Genomic DNA, 23781 nt, shown 5'->3' with positions numbered 1-23781 from the left:
CCGTTAGCGAAGTCATTCGCCGAGCCGCCAGCCAGGTCATTCGCCGCCGGGGCCAGCATGGAAACCGCGGCGCCGCACCTCCCCATTTCGAGTGGCCGATCAGGCCTCATTTCGGTGCGTCGCGCCGGCAAATCCACTACAATCCCGCGCTTCGAACCTGTCATTACCAGTGAGGCCGCGGGCCGCGCAACCGGCCAGGCCGTTGCGTCAACCCAGTCTCGCGCCGCGCGAGGAATCCCTGTCCGATCATGAAAGTCATCAGCTCGATCCATGAATTGCGCGACCAGTTGCGCGGCCAGAATCGCACGGCCTTCGTGCCCACCATGGGCAATCTGCACGAGGGCCATCTGTCGCTGATGCGCCTCGCGCGCCAGCACGGCGATCCGGTGGTGGCGAGCATCTTCGTCAATCGTCTGCAGTTCGGACCGAACGAGGATTTCGACAAATATCCGCGCACGCTCGAAGCCGACATCGAGAAGCTGCAGAAGGAAAACGTCTACGTGCTGTTCGCGCCGACCGAGCGCGATCTGTATCCCGAGCCGCAGGAGTATCGCGTGCATCCGCCGCACGATCTGGGCGACATCCTCGAGGGCGAATTCCGGCCGGGCTTTTTCCAGGGCGTGTGCACCGTCGTGATGAAGCTGATGTCGTGCGTGCAGCCGCGCGTCGCGGTGTTCGGCAAGAAGGACTATCAGCAGTTGATGATCGTGCGCCGCATGTGCCACCAGTTCGCGCTGCCGACCGACATCATCGCCGCCGAAACCGTGCGCGATGCCGACGGCCTCGCGCTCAGCTCGCGCAACCGCTTTCTGCAGGCAGCCGAGCGCGCCGAGGCGCCGATGCTGGCGGCCGAGCTCAATCGCGTGCGCGACGCGGTGCTCGCCGGCGAACACGACTTCGCGGCGCTCGAGCGCGCGGCGATGGCCGCGCTGAGCGCGCGCGGCTGGCAACCGGATTACGTCGCGGTGCGCAAGCGCTCGAATCTGCTGCCGCCGGGTCCGCAAGACGCGAACGCCGAACTGGTCGTGCTGGCGGCCGCCAAGCTTGGGTCGACCCGTCTTATCGACAACCTCGAAATCTGAAATTGCCTTAGGCGATTTCACTGCGCCTACGAGTCACAAGGGATTGACTAGCCATGCAACGCAACATGCTGAAGTCGAAGATTCACCGCGTCGCGGTCACGCATTGCGAGCTGCATTACGAAGGTTCGTGCGCGATCGACGAAGATCTGCTCGAAGCGGCGAATATCGTGGAAAACGAGCGGATCGACATCTGGAACATCAATAACGGCGAGCGTTTCTCGACGTACGCGATCAAGGGCGAGCGCGGCAGCGGCATGATTTCGCTGAACGGCTCGGCGGCGCGGCGCGCGCAACTGGGCGACCTCGTGATCATCGCGGCCTTCGCCGTGGTCGACGAAGCGGAACTGAAGGCGGGCTGGAAGCCGGACCTGGTTTTCGTCGACGAAAACAACAAGGTCAAGGGTAGCCGCGACCACGTGCCTACGCAGAACTGGACCTGAGAAAGCCGCGGGCGGCGTCGGCCGGCCTAAGATTGCCACGCCGCCCAGCCCCGCAATCGCTCAACCCTTCCTCGCGGCGCCGTTCGTCCACTCGATGATCGGCTCCCACTGCTCCAGGTCCTTCTCCACGCGGCTTTTCGCGACGTCCCACAGCGTCAGGCCGTGCGCCGCGAGCTGCACGTAATTCTGCGTGTCGCGCAAATAGCCGAGCACCGGCAGCTTCAATCCCTCGACGAAACGGTGCAATTGCTCCGCCGAGCGCGTGCGCGCGTCCACCCGCATGCCGACCACGCCGATCTCGATCGCGCCTTTCCTGACGGCCTTCTCCTTGGCCAAGCGCTCCAGAAAATCCTGCGTGGCGAGGATGTCGAACATGGATGGCTGCAGCGGCACGATTACCTTGTCCGCCAGTTCCAGCGCGACGTTCATGCGATTGCCGTGCAGGCCGGCGGGCGTGTCGACGATCGCGTGCTCGAGCCCCTTCGGCGGCCTGGCGGGCGTCTCCGGGTTGACTTCCCACGTTTCGATGGCGGGCAACGTGTCGGGCCGCAACGACAGCCACGCGTGCGCCGACTGCTGCTTGTCCAGATCCGCGAGCGCCACCCACTCGCCGTTTGCGGCGAAATAGCCGGCCAGATTCGTCGACAGCGTGCTTTTGCCCACGCCGCCCTTCGGATTCGCCACCACGATTACCGTCATGAATACTCCCGGAAAGAAGGCTGGGCGCTGCCAGCCGGTTTGCCGCTGTGTGTCTTCAACTGTATGCGTCGGATTTTGCCCTGCTGCACTGCTGCCACGCCGATGTGCCAATGCGCCGATTTGCCCAGGCTTCAGTCCGCGCGCCGATCCAGCCGTTGATAATATCGACAAATGCAGCGAGGCCGAAGCCCCCGAATGGCTAATCGGCGTCGTCCGTCAGCGAATCCATCCTTCGAGGAAGCCACCGCCATGAGCAAGCTCCGTCCGGAATACACCGTCGAACGCCTGCACGAACGCCAGCAGGGCAAGCTGCCCGGCTTGCTGGGCGTGCGTGTGCTGTCGCTGGATCAAGGCATGTTGAGCGCGGAGTTGACCGTGCGCCAGGAACTGCTCGCGCCGAACGGCTTTCTGCACGCGGCCACGGTGATCGGACTCGCGGACACCGCCTGCGGCTACGCGTGCCTCGCGCATCTGCCGGAAACGGCGCGCAATTTCACGACGGTCGAGCTAAAAAGCAACTTCCTCGGCACGGCCACAGAGGGCATCATCCGCGCGGTGGCGAAAGGCGCGCACCTCGGCCGCAGCACGCAGGTGTGGGATGCGACGGTCAGCGATGCGAACGGCAAGACGATTGCGTTGTTTCGCTGCACGCAGATCGTGTTGTATTGAGGGGTTGGAGAAGGAGCAGGCACGCGACTGTCGCGCTTGCGATGCAAAAAAGCACGCGACCTGACGGTGCGTGCTTTTTGAAATGCTGCCTGGATGGGTTCAAGGGGCGCCGGCTAAAGGCGGCCCCGCCCACGCCCCGCCGCACCTCAGGCAACCACCGCCCGCGGCGCCTTCACGCCGCCCAGCGCGAACGCGCCACTGCCGAGCAACGACTGCACGACGAGCGTCACCGCCCAGAACGCCGGATATTCCCAGCCGCCGTGCGGCGAGCCGAATCCCCAGCCGTTGTGCCAATGCGCGGAGACTGCGCCGAGCATGAACGGCAGCAGCACGAGCGCGACCCAGCGCACCTGCACGCCCAGCAACAGCGCGATCCCGCCGATCAGTTCGACGAATGTCGTCACGTAAGCCAGCCATCCCGGCAAGCCGAGCGAGACGAAGAACTGCGCGGTGCCGGGCAGGGTGAACACGAAAATCTTTTGCAGGCTGTGCGCGAGGTACAGCACGCCGAGGGTGACGCGCAAGATCAAAGCCGCCAGATCGGCGGAGCGGTTCGGGTTCATGTCGGGATCCTTCGTGAGAGGTGGGAGACGGCCTGGACGAAGCCGGTCGATGTCCGCCACTCTATTCGAACCACCACGCACGAAAAACCGTCGTTTTCGCTTTGATTATTTCCTGCCGCGATGCAATCGGCGGCCGCGTCCTTTCAAGCGCAACTGCCGTCAAGCCATCGCAGCCATCAATTTCCCGAGATCCAGGTGCTCCGCGAGCGTGTCGGCCAGCCGATCCAGCGACGCTTCGCGCAACGCCGGATAATCGATCGCCTCGGCATCGCTCAGTCCGGCCCACGCCAGGAGCGCCGCGCACGCGGCCGGCGTGTCGAACAGGCCGTGCACGTAGGTCGCGAGAATCTGGCCATCCACGGACAGCGCGCCGTCGGGACGCGACTCGCCCGCTTGCCCGAGACGCAGCGCCGGCGAGTCGAGCGCAGGACCGCGCGTCTCGCCCATATGTATCTCATAGCCCGCGACTTCCGGCGAACCAGGCAGCGCCAGGCGGCCGCTAACATTCTTGAGCGTCTTCTCGCGCGTCAGCACCGTCGAGTAATCGAGCCAGCCCAGCCCCGCCGACGTCCCCGGCGCGCCCTCCACGCCATGCGGGTCCGCCACCTCGCGCCCCAGCATCTGCATGCCGCCGCAGATGCCGATCACCCGGCCGCCATAGCGCAAGTGCCGCTCGAGCACCGCGTCCCAGCCTTGCGCGCGCAGGAACGCGAGATCGCCGGGCACGTTCTTCGAACCCGGCAGAATGATCAGATCGGCGGGCGGCGGCGCCATGCCGCTTCGCACGTAATGAAAATCGACCTGCGGATGCGCGCGCAGCGCGTCGAAATCGGTGTGATTGCTGATATGCGGCAGCACCGGCACGACGACCCGCAACGTGCGCGTGGCGTCGCCGCGCTGCGCCGCGCGCAACTCGGGCGGCAGCATGTCCTCGGCGTCGAGCGTGAGGCCGTGCAGATACGGGAGCACGCCGAGCACCGGCTTGCCGGTCTTCGCTTCGAGCCAGTCGAGCCCCGGCTTCAGCAGTCCGATATCGCCGCGAAAGCGGTTGATGATGAAACCGCGCACGCGCGCCTGCTCGCTCGCCGACAGGCACGCGAGCGTCCCCGTGAGATGCGCGAACACCCCGCCCCGGTCGATGTCGGCCACCAGCACGACCGGACAGTCGACCGCTTCCGCAAAACCCATGTTGGCGATGTCGCGATCGCGCAGATTGATCTCGGCCGGACTGCCCGCGCCTTCGACGAAGATCGTGTCGTAGGCCGCTTGCAGCCGCGCATATGACTCGAGCACCGCCTCGAACGCGACCGGCTTGTAGTCGTGATACGCGCGGGCGTCGAGATTCATGCGCGCCTTGCCGTGGATGATCACCTGCGCGCCGCGATCGCTCGTCGGCTTGAGCAGCACGGGGTTCAGATCGGTGTGCGCGGCGATGCCGGCGGCCACCGCCTGCAGCGCCTGCGCGCGCCCGATTTCGCCGCCGTCGACGGTCACCGCGCTGTTCAGCGCCATGTTCTGCGGCTTGAACGGCGCGACGCGCACGCCCGCGCGCCGCGCGAGCCGGCACAGGCCGGCGACGAGCGTGCTCTTGCCCGCATCGGACGTGGTGCCCTGAATCATCAGCGTGCCGCGCGGCATGAAGACGGCGTCATGCGGGATCGAATGAATGCTCACGGGAAGGTTGGATTCGGTGGGGAAACGCATTATCCCATCGCGCCGACCCGCGCTGCACGCCGGTACAATCACGCGATGATTTCCCGCGACCTCACCTTCGTCATCGGCGGCGCGCGCTCCGGCAAGAGCGTGCACGCGGAACAGCTCGCCAGTCAAAGCGCGCTGCCCGTCACCTACATCGCGACGGCGCGCGTCACCGGCGACGCCGAATTCAGCGCGCGCATCGCGCATCATCGCGCGCGGCGTCCCGCGCACTGGCGCCTGCTCGAAGCGGACGTCGACCTCGCGGGCGCGGTGTGGAAGGCGGACGCGCCCGGGCATTGCACGCTGATCGACTGCCTGACGCTGTGGCTCGCCAACCTGCTATGTCCCGCCGACGGCGACGCGCTGCCGCCCGCTCAAACTCAAGCCCGCATCGAAGCGCTCGAGGCCGCGCTCGCCAACGCTCGCGGCAAGATCATCGCGGTCAGCAACGAAATTGGTCTCGGCGTCGTGCCGCTCGGCGCGGCCACGCGTCTATACGTCGATGAACTCGGGCGGCTCAATCAACGTATCGCGGCCCTCTCCACGCAGGCCACGATGATGGTCGCCGGCCTGCCGCTGTCGCTCAAAACCGCGGGCGGCGCGTGATGCTGTCGCTTCCTCTCATCGTGACGCTCGCCACCGCGGGCGTGGCCGTCGACCGTTGGATCGGCGAGCCGAGCGGCGCGCATCCGCTGGTCGGCTTCGGCAAATGGGCGGCGCGCCTCGAAACGCACTACAACCGTGGCCGGCGCTTGCGGCTCAAGGGCTTGCTCGCGTGGTCGCTGGCTGTGTTGCCGCCGGTGCTGGTCGCCTGGTGGCTTGTCGCGGTGCTGCCGTTTTTTGCGGCGTGCGCCGTGCACGTCGCGCTGCTGTGGTTCGCGCTCGGCGCGCGCAGCCTGCACGATCACATCGAACCGATCGCGCGGGCGCTCGCGCAGCGCGACCTCAGCGAGGCGCGCCTGCTGACCGCGCGGATCGTCTCGCGCGAAACCGCCAATGCGGACGAAGCCGCGCTATCGCGCGCCGCCGTCGAATCGGCGCTGGAAAACGGCAACGACGCGATTTTCGGCGCGCTCTTCTGGTTCGCGATCGCGGGCGGCCCTGGCGCGCTCGGCTTTCGCCTCGCCAACACGCTCGACGCCATGTGGGGTTATCGCACGCCGCGCTATTTGCGCTTTGGCTGGGCCGCCGCGCGCCTCGACGACGTGCTCAACTGGATTCCCGCGCGCCTCACCGCCGCGAGCTACGCGCTGCTCGGCGACACGCGCACCGCGTGGCGCTGCTGGCGCGAGCAGGCGCCGCGCTGGGACAGTCCGAACGCCGGCCCGGTGATGGCCTCGGGCGCGGGCAGCCTGAATGTGCTGATCGGCGGTCCCGCGGTTTATAACGGCATGCTCGAACATCGGCCGATGCTCGGCTTCGGTCATCCCGCGAAGGCCGCTCACATCACGGCCGCGCTGATGCTGGTCGAGCGCACGGTGATCCTGTGGCTCGCGGTGCTGATCGTGCTGGCCTTGCTGAGCGTGCCCCTGCATGTCTGAGCGAAGCGCCGAATCCTGCATGCGTCATGACGCGTCGCCCGACACGGCTTCTCATGCGTCGGCTGGCGCGCTCATCGTGCATGGCGGCAATCTGCACGAAGCGGCCGAGCGCTATTGCATTCCGTACGATCAGTGGCTGGCTGGATTTGTCGACGGGCATCAATCCGCACGGCTATCCGGTGCCGCCCGTTCCCGCCGACGCATGGCGCCGCCTGCCCGACGATGGCGACGATCTCGCCGCCTGCGCCGCGCGCTACTACGGCGCGCCCGACGCGGCGCACGTGTTGCCGGTGGCGGGAAGCCAGGCGGCGATTCGCACACTGCCGGCCTTGCTGCCGCGCGCGCAAGCCGGCGTCGCGGCGCTCACGTACAGCGAATACGCACCCGCGTTCGAGCGGGCCGGGCATCGCGTCATGTCGCTCGATATTTCCTGCGACGTGCTGCCCGACACGCTCACGCATGCAATCGTTGTGAATCCGAACAATCCGACGGCCGAGCATTTGAGCGCTGCGAGGCTGCTTGCCTGGCATGCTCAACTGAGCGCGCGCGGCGGCACACTACTCGTCGACGAAGCGTTCGCCGATACGATGCCCGCCGCTTCGCTCGCAGCGCACGCGAATCGCGAAGGGTTGATCGTGTTGCGCTCGCCTGGCAAGTTCTTCGGCCTCGCGGGCGTGCGCGCCGGTTTTGTGCTCGCCGCGCCCGCGCTGCTCGACAGCCTGCGCCGCACGCTCGGCGCGTGGACGGTCAGCGGCCCCGCGCGTCATGCCGTGAAAGCGGCGTTCGCGGACCGCGCGTGGCAACAGCAGATGCGCTCACGGCTCGCCGCGGACAGCGCACGTCTCGTCGACATGTTGCAAGCCCACGGCATTCGCACGCGCGCCACGCCGCTCTTCGCATGGACCGACGACGCACGCGCCGCGGCCTTGCATCAGGCATTGGCCACGCGCGGCGTGTGGACGCGGCTCTTTGCATCGTCAGGTAGCGTGCGGTTCGGCTTGCCTGCAACCGAAGCGGAATGGGCGCGGCTGCAAGAGAGCCTGCGCGCGGCGATCGATACGATTGACGCTGCGGGCGCTGCCTGATTCCTGGTGCTTTGCCATGCCGACGCGCCACCGAACCCGATCTCTCAACCGATGACTCAATCAGTGCGCCGTGCCCGCCTCACCCTCACCGCCGCGTTGATCGCCGCGACCTTGCCGGCGCGGGCCAGCATCACCGTGTCCGACGACACCGGCGCCGTCGTTACCCTGCCCGCCGCAGCGCAACGCGTGATCAGCGTCGCGCCGCACGTCACCGAACTTTTGTATGCGGCCGGCGGCGGCTCGAAAATCGTGGGCGCGGTGTCGTACAGCGACTATCCGCCCGAGGCAAAGCAACTGCCGCGCGTCGGCGATAACAAGTCGCTCGATCTCGAACGCATCGTCGCGTTGAAGCCCGATCTGATCGTGGTGTGGCGGCACGGCAATGCGCAACGTCAGCTCGACCGTTTGCGCGAATTGCACATACCGTTGTTCTTCAGCGAGCCGCATCGCCTGGACGATATTGCCGTTTCGCTGACGAAGCTCGGCCAGTTGCTCGGCACCTCGTCCACTGCGGATGCAGCCGCGGCCGCATATCGGCGCGACATCGCGAACCTGCGCGCGCAGTACGCGAAACGGCCGGCTGTGAGTGTGTTCTATCAGGTGTGGGATCAACCGTTGATGACGCTCAACGGCGAACACATGGTCAGCGACGTGATCGCGCTATGCGGCGGGCGCAACGTGTTCGCGGCGCTTCAACCGCTCGTGCCCACGGTGTCGACGGAAGCCGTGCTCGCCGCCAATCCCGAAGCGATCGTCACGGCCGCGCCCGGCGCGACGAAACCGGACACCGCGTTGCCGCAATTGAGCGCATGGCGCGCGTGGCCGCGTCTATCGGCGGTGGCGCACGACAACCTGTTCGCCATCGACGGTGATGTGATCAATCGGCCCACGCCGCGCATCGTGCAGGGCGCGACGCGGATGTGCGAGGACCTTGAACTCGCGCGCTCGCGCAGAAAGCAGAACGCGCAGTAACGCTCGATGCGGGAAGCGCGGCAAAGCGTGAACAAAGCATCAGCAAGCAAACATCGCCAAGCGCTCACGCATTCCACTTCACGAGCGACCACGGCTCGCCGTCACCGCCGCGGCGCAGCCAGACGATGGCGCCGGTTTCAAGCGACCATCGCAAGCAGCGTTCGAGCGGCACGTCGAGCGCCAGCGACGCAATCGCGCGCATGACGCCGGCATGCGTGACCACATACGCAGGCGAGAGCTCGCGCGTTTGCGCGTACGCGTCGAACCACGCACGCACTCGAACGACGAATTGCGCGACGCTTTCGCCGCCATGCGCTCGCGCGTGTTCAAAGTTCGAAGCCCAGTCGTCGAGCAATTCGCGATCGATCGAGTCCCAGCGGCGCTCTTCCCACGCGCCAAAATTCATTTCCTTCAGCCGGTCGTCGTGGCTCAGCACGCAGCCGAAATCGTTGGCCATTTCGACGGCGAGCGCCGAGCAGCGCGTCAACGGACTCGACATCACGACGCGCGGCGCGGGCACCTGCAAACCGGCAAGCCTGAGCGCAAGCGCGGCCGACGACACATCAGCCGCCTCGGCGAGCGCCACATCGCTGTGGCCGTAGCACACGCCCGCGTCGAGCGCGACTGCGGGGTGACGGATCAGAACGAGGTCCATGCGAGCCCCACCAGATAGATGCTCAGTTCAAAGATCTGCTGCGCGAAGCCGAGGCAATCGCCGGTATAGCCGCCGATGCGCCGCACGAAGTAGCGGCCCATCGCAAAGCGCAGCACTAGCAGCACGGCAAGCGTCGCGCCGGCAAAGCGCCAATCGGGCATGAGCAGTCCGTGCGGACCATCGGGCCACAGCAGCCACGGCAATCCGAACACCGCCGCGCACAGCAGCGCCATGCCACTCAGGCGTTGCGCGACCGGTTTTGCCTTGCCCTCCGCGCGCACGTAGTCGAGCGTCGCCAGATAGCTGATCGCGCATGCGCGGCTTGCCGCATGGGCCGCGATCATCAGACTGGCGGCGCGCATCGGCGGCAACGCGGCGAGCGTCTGCCACTTGAGCGCGAGCGCGATCACCAGCGCGATTGCGCCAAATGCGCCGATGCGCGAGTCATGCATGATGCGCAAAACATCGTCGCGCGCATAGGCGCCACCGAACGCATCGACGCAATCGGCGAGACCGTCCTCGTGAAATGCGCCGGTAACCAGCAACGTCGACGCCATCGACAGCAACACCGCGACGCCCGCCGGAAACACACGCAGCGCAGCGAGATAGACGAGCGCGCCGACGCCGCCGATCAGCGCGCCGACGAGCGGAAAGTAACGCGCCGCCGCATTCAGATAATGCGGTTCATAGCCGACCCATCGCGGCACGGGCACGCGCGTGAAATAGCCGAGCGCGGTGAAGAAGTAGCGCAATTCCGCCAGCGGGTTCATGGGTGCGTCGTCGCGTGCATGGGTTTGAAAAGCATGCCGAGGATCGCTCAGGCTTCGCGATTCGCGACGCCGGCCGATTCGAAGCTCGCCATCTCGTTGATGAACGCGCAGGCCGCGCGCAGCAGCGGCACGGCGAGCGCGGCACCCGTGCCTTCGCCGCAGCCGCATGTCGAGCGCGAGCAAGGGCGTGGCGCCGAAATGATCGAGCATACGCCGGTGCCCCGCTTCGTTCGACGCATGGGCGAACACGCAGTACTCGCGCACGTTCGGCGCAATGGCGTTTGCAACCAGCAGCGCCGAACTCGCAATGAAGCCGTCGACCAGAATCGTCATGCGCGCCTGCGCTGCCGCCAGATAGGCGCCCGCCATCATCGCGATTTCGAAGCCGCCGAAGGTGGCGAGCACATCGAGCGGATTGTGCCGATTGTGCCGATCGTGCGGATCATGCGAGGCACCGTGATGCGCGAGCGCCGCGGCCAGCACGTTGCGCTTTTTCGCGAGCCCCGCGTCGTCGAGACCGGTGCCGCGGCCCACGCACTCGTCGATCGGCACGCCGCACAAACGGCTCATCAGACACGCCGCCGCCGACGTGTTCGCAATGCCCATTTCGCCAAAGCCGATCACATTGCTGCCGAGCGCCGCGTGATGCCGCACGCGCGCGGCGCCGGCCTGCATTGCGGCGAGCGCCTGGTCACGCGTCATCGCCGGTTCGTGCGCGAAGTTGCGCGTGCCCGCTGCAATCGGAATGTCGATGAGGCCGTCTGTGTGCTGCAGCGGTGTTGCAATGCCGGCGTTCACGACTTCGAGTTCGACGGCGGCCACGCGGCTCAACGCATTGACCGCCGCGCCGCCCGCGAGAAAATTCGCGACCATCTGCGCGGTCACCGCTTGCGGATAAGGGCTGACGCCTTCGGCGGCAATGCCATGATCGCCGGCGAAGACGATCAACGCGGGTCGCTGTACGTTGGGACGCGTGCTGCGCTGGATCAAACCCATCTGACGCGCGAGCGTTTCAAGCTGGCCGAGACTGCCGGGCGGCTTCGTCTTCGTATCGATGATGTGCTGAAGCTCGGCGCGCAACGTCTCATCGAGCGGTTCAACTTCGGACAATGCGGACAAGCCTGGCGTGGAAGTCATGAGTTCGTGAAGATAGATGATGTTGTGGTCTGGCTACCGGCTTGCCGATGTGTCATGAACCGAAGACGATTCATGACGTGAACGCGGCGCGGGAATCAGTGCTTCGTGCTCGCCATCGCGGATCAGTATCAGCGGATAGCCGAATACGCGGCTCGTCAACGCGGGCGTCAGTACATCGTGGGCGGGACCCGCATAGGCAGCGCCCGCGCCGTCCAGAAGCAGCGCGTGCGTCGCAAACCGGCGCGCGAGATTCAGGTCGTGACAGGAAAACAGAACCGTGCGTCCCGGCTCGCGTGTCCATTCGCTTAGCGCTTCCAGGCACTCTATCTGATGATGCAAGTCCAGATGCGACAGCGGTTCATCGAGCAGCAACAGCGGCGCTTGCTGGCACAGCACCCCGGCGAGCGAGACACGCTGACGTTCGCCGCCTGAGAGCGACAGCACGTCGCGCGCGGCGAATTCGGTGAGGCCGAGCACATCGAGCGCGGCGTGCGCCGCCTCGCGATCGGCCTCGCGCTCCCAGCCCCAGCCGGTCAGATGCGGAAAGCGGTTGAGCATGACGATGTCGAGCACGCTTGCGCTGAAAGCGTCGGGCGCGCTTTGCGGCATCAACGCGCGACGTTGCGCAAGCTGTTGACCCTGCCAGTGCGCAAGCGGCACGCCGTCGAGTTCGACCTGTCCCGCCGACGGTTGCTTCAAGCCGGCTAACGTCGATAGAAGCGTCGTCTTGCCCGCGCCGTTCGGTCCAGCCACGCACCAGATCTCGCCGGGATAGAACGTATGCGTGAAGGCGTCGAGCAAGGTGCGTGCGCCCGCACGCAACGTCACGCGTTGCGCGCTGAGCGCGGGCTGAGCCTGGTTGGAGGTGTGATGGGAGGCGTGCATCATCGGCGGGCGCGCAGCAGCATCCACAGAAACACCGGCACGCCGATGATCGACGTAATCACGCCGACCGGCAATTGCGCCGGCGCGATCACGAGGCGTGCGATCAGGTCCGCGCCCATCACCGCGACGCCGCCGCCGAGCGCCGCGGCGGGCAGCAGCATGCGCTGGTCGTTGCCGAACGCGAGCCGCAGCACATGCGGCACGACGAGCCCGACGAAGCCGATGGTGCCCGCCGTCGTCACCGCTGCGGCCGCCGCGAGCGAGGCCGCGAGATAGACGCGCAAGCGCAGCGGCATCACCGCCACGCCGAGCGCTTCTGCGACGGCGTCGCCTCGCAAAAGCACGTTCAGACGCGGCGCAACCGGCACGATGACAACTACAACGACCACGAGCGCCGCAAGCGCCGTCCACGGCATCGCATTGCCGTTGAGGTCGCCGGTGAGCCAGAACAGCATGCCGCGCAGACGATTGTCGGGCGCGAGGTTCAGCAGCAACGTGATCAACGCGCCCCAACCCGCCGCGATGACCGCGCCGGTCAACAGCAAACGCGGCGACGTGTCCTGCGGCTCGCCGCGCCACAACTCGCGGCGCGCGAGACCGAGCACGAGCAGAATCGACACGAATGCGCCTGCGAACGCGGACGCATCGACGAGCCACCACGCGCTGCCGGCGATCATCGCGATCAGCGCGAAGCTCGCGGCCCCGCCCGATACGCCCAACACGTAGGGCTCCGCGAGCGGATTGCGCAACAGCACTTGCAAGAGCGCACCGGCCATTGCGAGCAATGCGCCGCACGCGAAACCGGCCAATGCGCGCGGCAAGCGCAGCGTGCGCACGATTTCGCCGGCGAGATCGTCGGAGGCGCTGGCAGAGCCGGACGCGGACGCCGACGCATGCAGCGGCGACAGCGCCTCGATCAAGCGCGCGGGCGCGAGCGAGACGCTGCCCAACGCGAGCGACGCCATCAGCACGACCAGCGCGGCGAGCGCGAGCACGAGCCAGATCGCGGCGGCGCGCTTCGCGGTCATCGCGTGCAATGCGGCGGGCAGGGAACCTGGATGACGGCTCATCGGCGCGCTCTCAACATGGCGCGCGCATCACTGCTGCTGCCAGCCGAGCGTGACATACGCACCGCGCCCCGGCGAGTTATACGAGTAGGCCGTTTCATAGTCCTTGTTCAACAGATTCTGGATTTGCGCGGCCACGTACCAGGCTTTCGTGATGTTGTAGCGCGCGGACAGATTCACGATGCCGTAGCCGCCGAGCTTGCCGCTGCTGTCCTCGCGCGGGCCGCTCACGATCCACTCGCCGCCCACGCGCCACCCCGCGATGCTGCGGTTCACCGTCAAGGACGCGAAGCGCCGCGCGCGCCGCACGAGGTCCACGTCGTTGTCGAGATCGACGGGATTTTGCAGCGTGACCGATGCGCGCACATCGGTCTTGCCCACATGTCCGCTCCACGATCCCTCGAGCCCCTGCACTTTTGCATGCCCCACGTTCTCCGCCAGATAGATGCCCGGCGTGACCTGCTGATAGTCGATCAGATTCGAATAACGCGTCTGGAAAGCACTCAAACGCATCACGCCCAACGCATTCGACGCGTACTGCAGCGCCGCTTCGAGCGAATGGCTGCGCTCGGGCTGAATCGACGGATTGCCGCTTAGCGGATAGTACAGATCGTCGAAGCTCGGCGCGCGAAACGAATCCGAATAGCTTGCGCTCAGCTTCCAATGCGGCGTGATGTCGAACCCATAGCCGAGATAGTAACTGTTCGCTCCGCCGAAATCGGAGTACTGGTCGCGCCGCACGTTGGCCTGGATTTGGTTGCGTCCGAAGCGCGCCGTGTAGCCCGCGAAGACGGAATCGACATGCCGCGTGGGCGCGGCGAACGTATCGGAGTCGAGGCTCTGATCGAGATGCTCGTAGCCCACGCGCAGTTTTTGCTGCGCGGCCAGCGCGAAATCGTTCTGCCACGTGTATTGCCGGTTGTCGGTATCGAAGCGTCCGTTGTAGAGGCCGTTGGTCTTCGATACGCTGCGGTCGTCGCCTTCGGACACGATGAAGTGCGTGGTCCACCAGTCGGTCAGCTTGCCGTTGGCGAACGCGGACACCTGCCGCACTTTCGTGTAGAGGTTGTTCAGATCGGTCGGCGCGCCGTACGCGTTGTCGTAGCTGTTGTTGCCGTTCGACTGCAGATAGCGGACGCCCGCGTCCCATTGGTCGTTGAACTTGTGGCGCAGCGACGCCGAAATGCTCTCGTTCAGATAGCCGTTCGCGTTCGGATTCGCGTTGGGCGCCTCGCTTGGATTCAGCGCTGAAAAGCCGTCGTCTTTCGAGCGCGCGAGCGAAATGCTGAAGGTCGTGCGGCCGTCTTTATCCAATGCGCCGTTCGCGCCCACCTGCTGCGTCTGCGTGTGATAGCTGCCGTAGCCCACAGAGAAATTGAAACGCGGCGGATGCGCGCCGCCGTCTTTCGTGAACACCTGTACCACGCCGCCGATCGCGCCCGAGCCGTATAACGCGGACACGTTGCCGTTCACGACCTCGACGTGATCGATCTGATCGAGCGGAATCTGCGCGATTTGCGCGGTGCCGAGACTCACGGAATCGACGCGCACGCCGTCGATGAGAATCAGCGATTGCGTCGACGACGCGCCGCGCAAATAAAGGCTCGCCGTCGAACCGGGCCCGCCTGTACGCGAGATTTGCGCGCCGGGCGCGAGTTGCAGCAGGCCGGGCAGATCCGTTGCGGTGGTGTCGGCCAGGTCCTGCTGATCGAATAGCGACGTCTGCGGGATCGTATCGGCAAGCGCTTGCGGTCCGCGCTCGGCGGTCACCACGACGGGCGATAAAACAGTGGACGATGCAGTGGACGAAGCGGTGGACGAAGCGTCGGCGTTTGCAGGCGCGGCGGCCTGCGCATGCGCGAGATGGGGCAGCCCGGCAAAAGCGAGCAGCACCGCGCGGGCGATGGGGGACAGCATGAAGTGAGATTTCCCGTGGATGGCGTGCGCGGCCCGCTTCCCCGCAGGCCGTCGCGTAACGAGGCGCGTGCGCTTTTGACAATTCGCGCCGCGCGCCCCTCCCTCTGGCCGGTATCCGGGCTAACGACTTTCGATCCCGCCTTCCCACGCGTGACGCGCAGTGGCACACTCGCGAGTTGAACCGGAACACGCGATGGGGATCGAACTGCAAAAGCGCGAACTGCTGTTCGAAATACGATTCGTACCGCAGCACTGAACTGCGATGAACTGCAGCGAATGCGACGAACTGCAATGCACGCGAAATGCGGTCGCTTACCGTTGCGGGGGCAGCGCAGGTTGGCGCGTTCGGGTAGAACGGCGCGGCCTGCTTCCCGTTTAACTGCGCGCACAATGAAATGCGCGCGGGCACCAGAGTGCGGCCAGTGTATGAGCGCCCTCTGAGTCAGTCAAGAACGCGGGCCGCGAGAGCGATTCATTCGGACAGGGTCGAGCTATTGTCCGACGCGATCTCCGGCACGCGCGTAGTTTCTCTTCTTCAGTCGAAAAAAGGCTGCAAAAAGCGGGGTTGTTACGTCTCGAAACGAGACAAATGTCGGAACGTGCGACATTCCGCGCTAAAATGCGATGTCTTTAGAGGACGCAGCACATGCTCACCGAACTCGAAACACTTTCACAGAATATCGGCAAGCTGATCGCGATCAGCCAGCGCCACAATGAAGCGCGCCTCGCGCTCGAAGAGCAACTCGCGCAGTCGCGCGCCGAAGCCGAAGCTACGCGCACGGAACTTGCGCTGCTGCGCGAGGAACGCGACGCACTGCAAGCGGAGCGCGACGCGCTGTCGGCCAAGATCGACGACGCGCAGGTGCGTCTGAACGCGATCCTCGAAAAATTGCCGCGTGCGCGTGCGCACAACGAGCCGGACAACCAGCTCGATCTGCTCGAGCCCGCTCCGCACGAGGTCGAAACAGAGAGCGACGCCACTCGCCACGGAGAAAATGCATGACGACCAAGCAGATCGAAGTATCGATTCTCGGCGTGCCCTATCGCCTCGCCTGCTCGCCGGAAACGGAAGGCGCGCTGCTTGAAGCAGTCGCGCGAGTCGACGCCGAAATGTCGAAGATCCGCAATAACAGCAACGTGCGCGGCACGGATCGCATTGCAGTCATGGCTGCGCTGTCGCTGGCATCCGAACTGCTTAAGCTGCAAACAAGCGTGCGTCACGGAGAAGCATTTCCCGCTGAAGAAATCCGGCGTACAATGCATCAAATGAACGAGCAACTGGGTACTGTCATCGAGCAGTACAGCGTGCAGTAAGTTGCAAGTAGCATGTTGAGAGCAGTGCGGCCGGTGCTGATACCGGCTGCGGATTCAAACGGAAAGTAAGCAGGCAAGGTTCGTGAAGCATGCACGAACTGCGCGAGGCGAACAGGTCCCCAACGTTTGAGTCAATCGTTTCAGTGTCATCGGTTTTGCTTCATCGGTTTAGCTTCCCTGCCTGGTTCGCCAAGGTCATATATTCCTTGAACCAATGCCATGTGCACGGTTGCGGAAATTTGTAGCACGGGCGTGCGCGTCACTCTGTCTGATGTACCCGAAGTGCTGCTAACTGCGACCAATTCTGAACCCCCGGTTCAGGATGCCGGCCTAGCGGCTAAGGCGGGGACCTTATTTGGAACGGCATCGGACTTGCGTCCGGTGCCGTTTTTGTTTGGGCGCCGTGCTTCTTCAAACCCCTAACGTTCAATTCGATTCATGCGCTACTGGCTAATGAAGTCCGAACCGGACGAAGCAAGCATCGACCATCTCGCCAACGCCGCGCACCGCACGCTGCCGTGGACGGGCGTGCGCAACTATCAGGCTCGCAACTTCATGCGCGATGGCATGCAGATCGGCGACGGCGTGCTGTTCTATCACTCGAGCTGCCCCGAGCCGGGCATCGCGGGGCTTGCTGAAGTTGCGTCCACGGCCTATCCGGACCCCACGCAGTTCGATAGCAAGAGCCCGTATTACGACCCGAAGTCGTCGCAGGAAACGCCGCGCTGGCTGCTCGTCGACGTCGTGTTCAAGAAGAAGATTCCGTTGATTCCGCTCGCGGCCTTGCGCGAGCATGAAGAACTGAAGGACATGCGCGTGCTCGCGAGAGGCAACCGTCTGTCGATCACGCCAGTGACCGAAGCGGAGTGGCGCTTCATCACGACGCGGCTCGTTTGACGTCGCGCGGCCCACGTTGCCGCAACGCTGCAGCAACGTTGAAGCAAAGTTAAATTAGGGAACCAAGCTCAGGTTACGAGCGCCTAACGGACTCGCAAACGGCTTCGGCAAGCGTCGTGCCGTTGCGTCGCGCTCGCCTCGTCGCGCGCAACCCTGTTCAAGCATGGAGTCCAATAATGACGAAACACACCGCACGTGCACTCGCTTTCGCGCTGGTCTGCGCGGCGCCCGCTGCACTCGCGCTCACGCCCGCCGTTGCGCGCGCGCAGAGCGTCGTGCCCTATCAACCGGCCGGCGTGCTGTCGCTGAATGCACAAGCGAGCGCGGACGTACCGCAAGACGTGGTCGACATCACGCTCTTTTACGAGCAGGAAGCGAGCGATCCGTCGGCGCTCACGTCAACGCTGAATCAGCGTGCCGATTCCGCGTTGCAAAAAGCAAAGGGTGTGAGCGGCGTGACCGCGCGCACCGGTTCGTTCTCGATTTATCCGTCGACCGATCGTGACGGGCGCATCTCCGCATGGCGCGGCCGCACGGAGATCGTGCTCGAGTCGCACGACTTCACCGCGGCGTCGAAGCTCGCGGGGCAAATGGCTTCCATCATGCAGGTCGGCAACGTGCAGTTCTCGCTGTCGCCCGCGGCGCAGCGCGTGGCCGAACAGAAGCTCACCGGCGAGGCGATCAAGTCGTTCCGCGAGCAGGCGGCATCGTCCGCGCAGGCGTTCGGCTACAGCGGCTATTCGATCCGCGAGGTCAACGTCGGGCACAACGGCTCGATGCCGCGGCCGGTCATGATGATGAGCGCGCGCGCGATGGGCGCGGACGCGAAAATGGCTGCGCCGGTGCCGATAGAAGGCGGCACGTCGACGGTGACGGTGAATGTGTCAGGCTCGGTGCAGATGAAGTAATACGCTGGCACTTCGCTGGATATTCGGCCAAACAAAAACGCCACGGGCATGCATTGCATCCCGTGGCGTTTTGCTGTCCATCGCGCGCCGAAAAAAACGCGCGCCGCGCGTTACGGCAACGCGTGAGCCGCTTCGCTGCGGCCGCGCCGATACGACCATACCAGCATCGCGATGCCCGCGAGAATCATCGGCAGCGAAAGCCATTGGCCCATCGAGAGACCCATCGCGAGAAGACCGAGGAAGTCGTCGGGCTCGCGTGCGAATTCCACCGTGAAGCGCGCGAGGCCATAGCCGATCAGGAACACGGCGGAAATCGCGCCCATCGGCTTCGGCTTGCGCGAGAAGAAGAACATGACGAAGAACAGCGCGATGCCTTCGAGCGCGATCTCGTACAGCTCCGACGGATGACGCGGCAGCATGTGATATTGCGCGAACACTTCGTTCAGATGCCATTGCGCGGCGAGTTGCGGATGCGCGGCGAGCCACGCGGCGTCGTCGGGCGCGGCGCCGGGAAAGAGCATCGCCCACGGCGCGGACGGGTCGGTCACGCGCCCCCACAACTCGCCGTTGATGAAGTTGCCGAGCCGCCCCGCGGCGAGCCCGGTCGGCACCATCGGCGCGACGAAGTCGGTGACCTGCAGCCACGAGCGTTTGCGCTGATACGCGAACAGCACCATCGCGAACGTCACGCCGAGAAAGCCGCCGTGAAACGACATGCCGCCTTCCCACACCTTGAAGATGTCGAGCGGATGCGCGAGGTAAAAGCTCGCCTTGTAGAACAGCACGTAGCCGAGCCGGCCGCCGAGAATCGTGCCGAGCACGCCGTAAAACAGCATGTCGTCGATGTCTTTCGGCGTCCAGCCTTGCGCGGCGACGTACGGCAAGCGCAGCCGCAGCCGGCCGACGACGATCGCCGCGATGAACGCGACGAGGTACATCAGTCCATACCAGCGCACGGCGAGCGGCCCCAGGTGAATGGCGACGGGGTCGAAGTTCGGGTGAATGAGCATCGTGTTGTTATGGGCAGTTCGGGTTCAGAAGCGGGTTGGTAGGGATGACGGACGGCTCACGCCGCCCGCATTGGACGGCTTTGCGCGCAATGCGTTCGCCGCCGTGGCGCTAGATGCGTGACGTGGCCGGCTGCGTGTCAGCAGCGGCGGCATGCGCCCGCGCGATGTCGATAAAGCCCGCGAGCACCGGACTCACCTCGGCGCTGCGCCAGACGAGGCCTGTCTCGATGGCGGGCACGGACTCGCGCAACGGCCGGTACACGACGCCGGTGCGGCGCAGGTTACGCAGCGATTGCGGCACCAGTGCGACACCCATGCCGGCCGACACGAGGCTCACGATGGTCTGCATCTGTATCGCCTCCTGGCCGATGCGCGGCGCGAGCCCCGCGACGCCGTAGCAATCCATAATGATGTCATAAAAGCCCGGCGCCAAACGTCTTGGGAAGATGACGAGCGGCGCGTCGGCGACCTCGCGCAGACTGACCGGCGCGTCGAGCCATTCGGCGTGCGGCTCGCCGGCGCTGTCCGTGGCCGCCGCGGCATGCGCCCCATGCGCCCCACCATGCGCGACCCGCGCCGCCATCTCCGTCGACATCGCGATGACAAGCGGCTCGCGCTCGATCGGCAGCCACGAAAGCTGCATCGCATGACGCGACGGCAGCGGCGCGATCACGAGGCCGGCGTCGATGCGGCCGGCCACGAGTTCATCCACCTGCACGTCGCTCGTGGCTTCGGTCAGTTCGAGCCGCACGCGCGGATAACGCGCGCCGAACTCGCGCAAGAGCCGCGGCAGCAAACCGTAATCCGCCGTCGATACGAACGCCAGCGAGAGCACGCCCGCCTCCCCGCGCGCGAGGCTTTGCGCAAGCGGCCGCAATCCTTCGGCGCCCGCCAGCAGACGCTGAACTTCGGGCAACAGATCGGCGCCGACGCGCGTCAGCTCCACCGAGCGCTTGGTGCGCGCGAACAGCTCGACGCCGAGCGTCTCCTCGAGCGCGCGAATTGCCTGCGACAACGGCGGCTGCGTCATCGACAGGCGCGCGGCGGCGCGGCCGAAGTGCATTTCTTCGGCCACGGTCACGAAATAGCGCAATTGACGCAGGTCGGGAACGGCTGGCAGCATGATTAAGACATTTTACGACCTAATAAGCCGTCAATAATATATTGGACACGCATCTCGCAAAATTGCATTCTTGCCCGACGCGTCCGAACTACACTGGACCGACCAGCAAAACAAACAGACTGGAGCTCCCCATGCCATACAACCGTCGTTCGAAGAACATCACGCAAGGCGTGGCCCGTTCGCCGAACCGCTCGATGTACTACGCACTCGGCTATCAGAAGGAAGACTTCGACAAGCCGATGATCGGCATCGCGAACGGCCATTCGACGATCACGCCATGCAACGCCGGCCTGCAGCGTCTTGCCGACGCCGCCGTCGCCGCGGTCAAGGGCGCGGACGCGAATCCGCAGATCTTCGGCACGCCGACCATCTCGGACGGCATGTCGATGGGCACCGAAGGCATGAAGTACTCGCTCGTCTCACGCGAAGTGATCGCCGACTGCATCGAGACCTGCGTACAAGGTCAGTGGATGGACGGCGTGGTCGTGATCGGCGGCTGCGACAAGAACATGCCGGGCGGCATGATCGGCCTCGCGCGCATGAACGTGCCGGGCATCTACGTGTATGGCGGCACGATCCGTCCGGGCAACTGGAAGGGCACCGATCTGACCATCGTGTCGTCGTTCGAGGCGGTCGGCGAATTCACGGCGGGCCGCATGTCGGAAGAGGACTTCGAAGGCATCGAGAAGAACGCGTGCCCGTCGACGGGTTCGTGCGGCGGCATGTACACGGCCAACACGATGAGCTCGTCATTCGAAGCGCTCGGCATGTCGCTGCTGTATTCGTCGACGATGGCGAACCCCGACGAGGAAAAGGTCGACTCGGCCGCTGAGTCGGCGCGCGTGCTCGTGGAAGCGGTCAAGAAAGACCTGAAGCCGCGCGACATCATCACGAAGAAGTCGATTGAAAACGCCGTCGCGCTGATCATGGCGACGGGCGGCTCGACCAACGCGGTGCTGCACTATCTGGCGATCGCGCACGCGGCCGAAGTGGAGTGGACGATCGAGGACTTCGAGCGCATCCGCAAAAAAGTGCCGGTGATCTGCAATCTGAAGCCGTCGGGCCAGTACGTCGCGACCGACCTGCACAAGGCCGGCGGCATTCCACAGGTCATGAAGATTCTGCTCGACGCGGGTCTGTTGCATGGCGACTGCATCACCATCACGGGCAAGACGCTCGCCGAAGAACTGAAGGACGTGCCGGGCAAGCCGCGCGCCGATCAGCAGGTGATCTTCCCGATCGAGAAGGCGCTGTACAAGGAAGGCCATCTCGCGATCCTGAAGGGCAATCTCGCCGAAGACGGCGCGGTGGCGAAGATCACGGGCCTGAAGAACCCGGTGATCACCGGGCCGGCTCGCGTGTTCGACGACGAGCAAAGCGCGCTCGAAGCGATTCTGGCGGACAGGATCGTTGCCGGCGATGTCGTCGTGCTGCGCTATCTCGGCCCGAAGGGCGGTCCGGGCATGCCGGAAATGCTCGCGCCGACGTCGGCGATTATCGGCAAAGGGCTCGGCGAAAGCGTCGGCCTCATCACCGACGGACGCTTTTCGGGCGGCACATGGGGCATGGTGGTCGGCCACGTCGCGCCGGAAGCGTTCGTCGGCGGCACGATCGGGCTCGTGCAGGAGGGCGATTCGATCACCATCGACGCACACAGGTTGCTCTTGCAACTGAACGTCGACGACGCCGAATTGCAGCGCCGCCGCGCCGCCTGGCAGCAGCCGAAGCCGCGCTACACGCGCGGCGTGCTGGCGAAGTACTCGGCGCTCGCGTTGCCGGCCAACAAGGGGGCGGTCACGGGTTGATGGCGATGCGGTTTGGAAGCGACGCGGGAAGGTTTGTAACGATGCAGGCGGGCAAAACGTCGCTGCATTAGCCCTACGTAAAAGCGAAAGGGGCGCACGAAAAACCGTGTGCCCCTTTCCTTTTATAATGCCTGCACCACAAGCCGGGCATCCGCACCGGCGGAGACCAGAATGAAATCAATGTCGTATGCGGTGCTTGCAGCGGCTGCCGTGTTCGCCGCGTTGTCGATGGGCGTCAGCGCGACCGCGCATGCGGAAGCGGCGGCGGGACTCGCGCTTGCACAACAGCAAAACTGCATGAGCTGCCACTCGGTAGCACGGCCGTTCATGGGCCCGGCGCTGCACGACGTGGCCGCGAAATATTCGGGCCGCGAAGACGCGACCACCTATCTCAAGCACAAGATTCTGGATGGCAGCACCGGCGTGTGGGGCCAGGTGCCGATGCCCGCGAATACGCAGCTAACGCCCGACCAGGCGGCCACGCTCGCGAGCTGGGTGTTGACGTTGAAGTAGCGCGGCTTGCTTTGATCGGCGTTGGTCGACCTTGGTCGGGTACGAGCGGGCCGCGCCTGAACTATCAGCGCCACGGCGCGAGCCGCGCTCGATACGCGACCCTCTCTTCGATCACGCTTTCGGTGTTCGCCGCGCGATCTCCGCTTCCACCGCTTCGCGTACCCAGCCCGTCATTTCGTTCGCGAGCGTGGACACCACTTCGCGTGTGATCTGATCGACGAGCCGCGTGGTGTGCTCCTGCACGGCGCTGCGGCAGCGCGCTTCGACGATGCCGCGCCCATCGCCCGCGAGAAAATCCGCGAATCGTTCCTGTAGACGCCCGGCGATGACCTCTGCATCGACGGCGGACGATGCCTGCTCGCCCACTTCGTGCGCGAAGTCCGGCGGGACGGTGGCGCCCGCCTCGAGCGGCGTCGGCGGCTCGGTGCGATCGAACACGCCCGCCGATGCAGCCAGCACCTCGTCATGCGCGTGCTCGGCTTCGGCTGCGCGATGGGCATCGTCGGGATAGGTGGTTGGCTGTGCGTGCTGTGCGGAATGCGCCGGCGTCGCTGCGCCAGGCTCCGGTGCAAGCACGGGCTCGGGGGTCAACGTTTGTTCGGGCGAGAGAACCGGCTGCGGCGCGAGTTCGGGCTCTGGTGTCAGGCTGGGCTCACGCAGGTCCTCGGGTTCGCGAAGAGGTGTATCGGAGCGAGCCGCGGGCTGAGCTGCACTCTGAGGGGCACTCGGAGCCGTAGGCTGAATAGCGGCCTCAGCGGGCTGAGCGGCAGTTGGAGTACCGGCCTGAGCCGTGCCCTGAGTATCGGTCCGGGTAGTAGCCGGCGCCGCCGCAGTACCAGCCGCCGCAGTACCAGCCGCCGCAGCACCAGCCGATTCACCACCGCCCGGCACAGCCCCCGGCACACCAGCCGCACCCGCACCCCCACCGCCGCTCTGCGGCTCGCGCCGTTGCGCCGCATGGCCCGGCACGAGCACCTCTTGCAGAATAGGAATCGAATTATCGTTGGAATCGGACACGTGCGCCCTCCGTG

At 65.4% G+C, this 23781-nt stretch carries 23 protein-coding genes, 1 other RNA gene, 2 pseudogenes and 1 riboswitch; of the genes and pseudogenes, 14 read left to right on the top strand and 12 right to left on the bottom strand.

Annotated features, from left to right (window positions below):
• Positions 1–248: 248 nt before the first annotated feature.
• Together panC and panD are read left to right on the top strand one after the other, a co-directional pair.
• Positions 249–1082, top strand: coding sequence for a pantoate--beta-alanine ligase (gene panC / locus ABIE53_RS06115; RefSeq protein ID WP_006048526.1), 834 nt, complete (start codon positions 249–251; stop codon positions 1080–1082).
• A gap of 53 nt (positions 1083–1135) precedes the next feature.
• Positions 1136–1522 (top strand): aspartate 1-decarboxylase, encoded by a 387-nt coding sequence (panD, locus tag ABIE53_RS06110; protein ID WP_053857680.1) that lies wholly within the window; start codon positions 1136–1138, stop codon positions 1520–1522.
• A gap of 60 nt (positions 1523–1582) precedes the next feature.
• Here the strand turns inward: panD and ABIE53_RS06105 are convergent, their stop codons facing one another.
• The gene (locus tag ABIE53_RS06105) at positions 1583–2221 is read right to left on the bottom strand and encodes a ParA family protein (protein ID WP_107707198.1); all 639 of its coding nucleotides are present in this window, start codon (positions 2219–2221) and stop codon (positions 1583–1585) included.
• A gap of 249 nt (positions 2222–2470) precedes the next feature.
• On the opposite strand from ABIE53_RS06105, the gene ABIE53_RS06100 reads away from it, so the two are divergent.
• Entirely contained in the window at positions 2471–2890 is a 420-nt protein-coding gene (locus ABIE53_RS06100; RefSeq protein WP_107707199.1) for a PaaI family thioesterase, read from the top strand.
• Positions 2891–3036: 146 nt separating this feature from the next.
• Here the strand turns inward: ABIE53_RS06100 and ABIE53_RS06095 are convergent, their stop codons facing one another.
• Complete coding sequence (locus ABIE53_RS06095; RefSeq protein WP_107707200.1) at positions 3037–3453, bottom strand: DoxX family protein; 417 nt, start codon at positions 3451–3453, stop codon at positions 3037–3039.
• Positions 3454–3612: 159 nt separating this feature from the next.
• Positions 3613–5157, bottom strand: a complete 1545-nt coding sequence (locus ABIE53_RS06090) for a cobyric acid synthase (protein ID WP_374710222.1) — start codon at positions 5155–5157, stop codon at positions 3613–3615.
• Positions 5158–5202: 45 nt separating this feature from the next.
• On the opposite strand from ABIE53_RS06090, the gene cobU reads away from it, so the two are divergent.
• From cobU to ABIE53_RS06070, 4 genes and pseudogenes are all read left to right on the top strand, one after another.
• Positions 5203–5757: a bifunctional adenosylcobinamide kinase/adenosylcobinamide-phosphate guanylyltransferase gene (gene cobU / locus ABIE53_RS06085; protein WP_029971126.1), complete on the top strand. Its 555-nt coding sequence runs from the start codon at positions 5203–5205 to the stop codon at positions 5755–5757.
• A complete protein-coding gene (gene cbiB / locus ABIE53_RS06080) occupies positions 5757–6692 on the top strand; it encodes an adenosylcobinamide-phosphate synthase CbiB (protein ID WP_107707201.1) in 936 nt (311 codons plus the stop codon). Before cobU ends, cbiB begins: the two co-directional genes overlap by 1 nt.
• Positions 6693–6711: 19 nt before the next feature.
• Positions 6712–7777: pseudogene (cobD, locus tag ABIE53_RS06075) on the top strand (threonine-phosphate decarboxylase CobD).
• 51 nt (positions 7778–7828) lie between these two features.
• Positions 7829–8749, top strand: a complete 921-nt coding sequence (locus ABIE53_RS06070) for a cobalamin-binding protein (RefSeq protein WP_192700154.1) — start codon at positions 7829–7831, stop codon at positions 8747–8749.
• 64 nt (positions 8750–8813) lie between these two features.
• Here ABIE53_RS06070 and cobC read toward each other — a convergent pair whose 3' ends face one another.
• The 6 genes and pseudogenes from cobC to ABIE53_RS06040 all read right to left on the bottom strand — a co-directional run bounded on the left by cobC (position 8814) and on the right by ABIE53_RS06040 (position 15180).
• Positions 8814–9404 (bottom strand): alpha-ribazole phosphatase, encoded by a 591-nt coding sequence (gene cobC / locus ABIE53_RS06065; RefSeq protein WP_107707203.1) that lies wholly within the window; start codon positions 9402–9404, stop codon positions 8814–8816.
• The gene (locus tag ABIE53_RS06060; protein WP_107707204.1) at positions 9389–10174 is read right to left on the bottom strand and encodes an adenosylcobinamide-GDP ribazoletransferase; all 786 of its coding nucleotides are present in this window, start codon (positions 10172–10174) and stop codon (positions 9389–9391) included. Before ABIE53_RS06060 ends, cobC begins: the two co-directional genes overlap by 16 nt.
• A gap of 47 nt (positions 10175–10221) precedes the next feature.
• Positions 10222–11311, bottom strand: a pseudogene (gene cobT / locus ABIE53_RS06055) (nicotinate-nucleotide--dimethylbenzimidazole phosphoribosyltransferase).
• A 33-nt stretch (positions 11312–11344) separates the two neighbouring features.
• Positions 11345–12199 (bottom strand): ABC transporter ATP-binding protein, encoded by an 855-nt coding sequence (locus tag ABIE53_RS06050; protein WP_107707360.1) that lies wholly within the window; start codon positions 12197–12199, stop codon positions 11345–11347.
• The gene (locus ABIE53_RS06045; protein WP_107707206.1) at positions 12196–13266 is read right to left on the bottom strand and encodes a FecCD family ABC transporter permease; all 1071 of its coding nucleotides are present in this window, start codon (positions 13264–13266) and stop codon (positions 12196–12198) included. Before ABIE53_RS06045 ends, ABIE53_RS06050 begins: the two co-directional genes overlap by 4 nt.
• Before the next feature lie 27 nt (positions 13267–13293).
• Positions 13294–15180: a TonB-dependent receptor domain-containing protein gene (locus tag ABIE53_RS06040; RefSeq protein WP_107707207.1), complete on the bottom strand. Its 1887-nt coding sequence runs from the start codon at positions 15178–15180 to the stop codon at positions 13294–13296.
• Positions 15181–15269: 89 nt separating this feature from the next.
• A riboswitch (cobalamin riboswitch) is annotated at positions 15270–15608 on the bottom strand.
• 218 nt (positions 15609–15826) lie between these two features.
• Here ABIE53_RS06040 and ABIE53_RS06035 point away from each other — a divergent pair.
• The 5 genes from ABIE53_RS06035 (at position 15827) to ABIE53_RS06015 (ending at position 18299) form a co-directional block, all read left to right on the top strand.
• The gene (locus ABIE53_RS06035) at positions 15827–16183 is read left to right on the top strand and encodes a hypothetical protein (RefSeq protein ID WP_006048544.1); all 357 of its coding nucleotides are present in this window, start codon (positions 15827–15829) and stop codon (positions 16181–16183) included.
• On the top strand, positions 16180–16494 hold the full coding sequence (locus tag ABIE53_RS06030; RefSeq protein ID WP_006048545.1) for a cell division protein ZapA: 315 nt from the start codon (positions 16180–16182) through the stop codon (positions 16492–16494). Before ABIE53_RS06035 ends, ABIE53_RS06030 begins: the two co-directional genes overlap by 4 nt.
• Positions 16495–16665: 171 nt before the next feature.
• A non-coding RNA gene (gene ssrS, locus ABIE53_RS06025) (6S RNA) lies at positions 16666–16847 on the top strand.
• Between the two features lie 85 nt (positions 16848–16932).
• Positions 16933–17391 carry an EVE domain-containing protein gene (locus ABIE53_RS06020; RefSeq protein WP_006048546.1) on the top strand — a complete coding sequence of 153 codons (459 nt, stop codon included), beginning with the start codon at positions 16933–16935 and terminating at the stop codon, positions 17389–17391.
• Positions 17392–17567: 176 nt separating this feature from the next.
• Positions 17568–18299 carry an SIMPL domain-containing protein gene (locus tag ABIE53_RS06015; protein WP_006048547.1) on the top strand — a complete coding sequence of 244 codons (732 nt, stop codon included), beginning with the start codon at positions 17568–17570 and terminating at the stop codon, positions 18297–18299.
• Positions 18300–18409: 110 nt separating this feature from the next.
• On the opposite strand, the gene lgt is transcribed toward ABIE53_RS06015, so the two are convergent.
• Together lgt and ABIE53_RS06005 are read right to left on the bottom strand one after the other, a co-directional pair.
• A complete protein-coding gene (gene lgt / locus ABIE53_RS06010; protein WP_029971117.1) occupies positions 18410–19309 on the bottom strand; it encodes a prolipoprotein diacylglyceryl transferase in 900 nt (299 codons plus the stop codon).
• A gap of 109 nt (positions 19310–19418) precedes the next feature.
• Entirely contained in the window at positions 19419–20432 is a 1014-nt protein-coding gene (locus ABIE53_RS06005) for a LysR family transcriptional regulator (protein ID WP_192700153.1), read from the bottom strand.
• 131 nt (positions 20433–20563) lie between these two features.
• Here ABIE53_RS06005 and ilvD point away from each other — a divergent pair, with 131 nt between their 5' ends.
• Both ilvD and ABIE53_RS05995 read left to right on the top strand, forming a co-directional pair.
• The gene (gene ilvD, locus ABIE53_RS06000) at positions 20564–22237 is read left to right on the top strand and encodes a dihydroxy-acid dehydratase (protein WP_029971115.1); all 1674 of its coding nucleotides are present in this window, start codon (positions 20564–20566) and stop codon (positions 22235–22237) included.
• Between the two features lie 171 nt (positions 22238–22408).
• Positions 22409–22750 carry a c-type cytochrome gene (locus ABIE53_RS05995; protein WP_006048551.1) on the top strand — a complete coding sequence of 114 codons (342 nt, stop codon included), beginning with the start codon at positions 22409–22411 and terminating at the stop codon, positions 22748–22750.
• 111 nt (positions 22751–22861) lie between these two features.
• On the opposite strand, the gene ABIE53_RS05990 is transcribed toward ABIE53_RS05995, so the two are convergent.
• Positions 22862–23767, bottom strand: coding sequence for a DUF2486 family protein (locus ABIE53_RS05990; protein WP_107707209.1), 906 nt, complete (start codon positions 23765–23767; stop codon positions 22862–22864).
• Positions 23768–23781: the final 14 nt, after the last annotated feature.

This window comes from Paraburkholderia sp. OAS925, from assembly GCF_040543975.1.
GTDB classification, from domain to species: domain Bacteria; phylum Pseudomonadota; class Gammaproteobacteria; order Burkholderiales; family Burkholderiaceae; genus Paraburkholderia; species Paraburkholderia graminis.
Note: the sequence above shows the minus strand (reverse complement) of the source record. Positions and strands in the feature narration are given on the sequence as shown.

What these genes read in the sequence shown, in the direction of transcription:
- panC (WP_006048526.1), top strand. Translation starts at nt 249, where the DNA reads ATGAAAGTCATCAGCTCGATCCATGAATTGCGCGACCAGTTGCGCGGC.
- panD (WP_053857680.1), top strand. Translation starts at nt 1,136, where the DNA reads ATGCAACGCAACATGCTGAAGTCGAAGATTCACCGCGTCGCGGTCACG.
- ABIE53_RS06105 (WP_107707198.1), bottom strand. Translation starts at nt 2,221, where the DNA reads ATGACGGTAATCGTGGTGGCGAATCCGAAGGGCGGCGTGGGCAAAAGC.
- ABIE53_RS06100 (WP_107707199.1), top strand. Translation starts at nt 2,471, where the DNA reads ATGAGCAAGCTCCGTCCGGAATACACCGTCGAACGCCTGCACGAACGC.
- ABIE53_RS06095 (WP_107707200.1), bottom strand. Translation starts at nt 3,453, where the DNA reads ATGAACCCGAACCGCTCCGCCGATCTGGCGGCTTTGATCTTGCGCGTC.
- ABIE53_RS06090 (WP_374710222.1), bottom strand. Translation starts at nt 5,157, where the DNA reads ATGCGTTTCCCCACCGAATCCAACCTTCCCGTGAGCATTCATTCGATC.
- cobU (WP_029971126.1), top strand. Translation starts at nt 5,203, where the DNA reads ATGATTTCCCGCGACCTCACCTTCGTCATCGGCGGCGCGCGCTCCGGC.
- cbiB (WP_107707201.1), top strand. Translation starts at nt 5,757, where the DNA reads ATGCTGTCGCTTCCTCTCATCGTGACGCTCGCCACCGCGGGCGTGGCC.
- ABIE53_RS06070 (WP_192700154.1), top strand. Translation starts at nt 7,829, where the DNA reads ATGACTCAATCAGTGCGCCGTGCCCGCCTCACCCTCACCGCCGCGTTG.
- cobC (WP_107707203.1), bottom strand. Translation starts at nt 9,404, where the DNA reads ATGGACCTCGTTCTGATCCGTCACCCCGCAGTCGCGCTCGACGCGGGC.
- ABIE53_RS06060 (WP_107707204.1), bottom strand. Translation starts at nt 10,174, where the DNA reads ATGAACCCGCTGGCGGAATTGCGCTACTTCTTCACCGCGCTCGGCTAT.
- ABIE53_RS06050 (WP_107707360.1), bottom strand. Translation starts at nt 12,199, where the DNA reads ATGATGCACGCCTCCCATCACACCTCCAACCAGGCTCAGCCCGCGCTC.
- ABIE53_RS06045 (WP_107707206.1), bottom strand. Translation starts at nt 13,266, where the DNA reads ATGAGCCGTCATCCAGGTTCCCTGCCCGCCGCATTGCACGCGATGACC.
- ABIE53_RS06040 (WP_107707207.1), bottom strand. Translation starts at nt 15,180, where the DNA reads ATGCTGTCCCCCATCGCCCGCGCGGTGCTGCTCGCTTTTGCCGGGCTG.
- ABIE53_RS06035 (WP_006048544.1), top strand. Translation starts at nt 15,827, where the DNA reads ATGCTCACCGAACTCGAAACACTTTCACAGAATATCGGCAAGCTGATC.
- ABIE53_RS06030 (WP_006048545.1), top strand. Translation starts at nt 16,180, where the DNA reads ATGACGACCAAGCAGATCGAAGTATCGATTCTCGGCGTGCCCTATCGC.
- ABIE53_RS06020 (WP_006048546.1), top strand. Translation starts at nt 16,933, where the DNA reads ATGCGCTACTGGCTAATGAAGTCCGAACCGGACGAAGCAAGCATCGAC.
- ABIE53_RS06015 (WP_006048547.1), top strand. Translation starts at nt 17,568, where the DNA reads ATGACGAAACACACCGCACGTGCACTCGCTTTCGCGCTGGTCTGCGCG.
- lgt (WP_029971117.1), bottom strand. Translation starts at nt 19,309, where the DNA reads ATGCTCATTCACCCGAACTTCGACCCCGTCGCCATTCACCTGGGGCCG.
- ABIE53_RS06005 (WP_192700153.1), bottom strand. Translation starts at nt 20,432, where the DNA reads ATGCTGCCAGCCGTTCCCGACCTGCGTCAATTGCGCTATTTCGTGACC.
- ilvD (WP_029971115.1), top strand. Translation starts at nt 20,564, where the DNA reads ATGCCATACAACCGTCGTTCGAAGAACATCACGCAAGGCGTGGCCCGT.
- ABIE53_RS05995 (WP_006048551.1), top strand. Translation starts at nt 22,409, where the DNA reads ATGAAATCAATGTCGTATGCGGTGCTTGCAGCGGCTGCCGTGTTCGCC.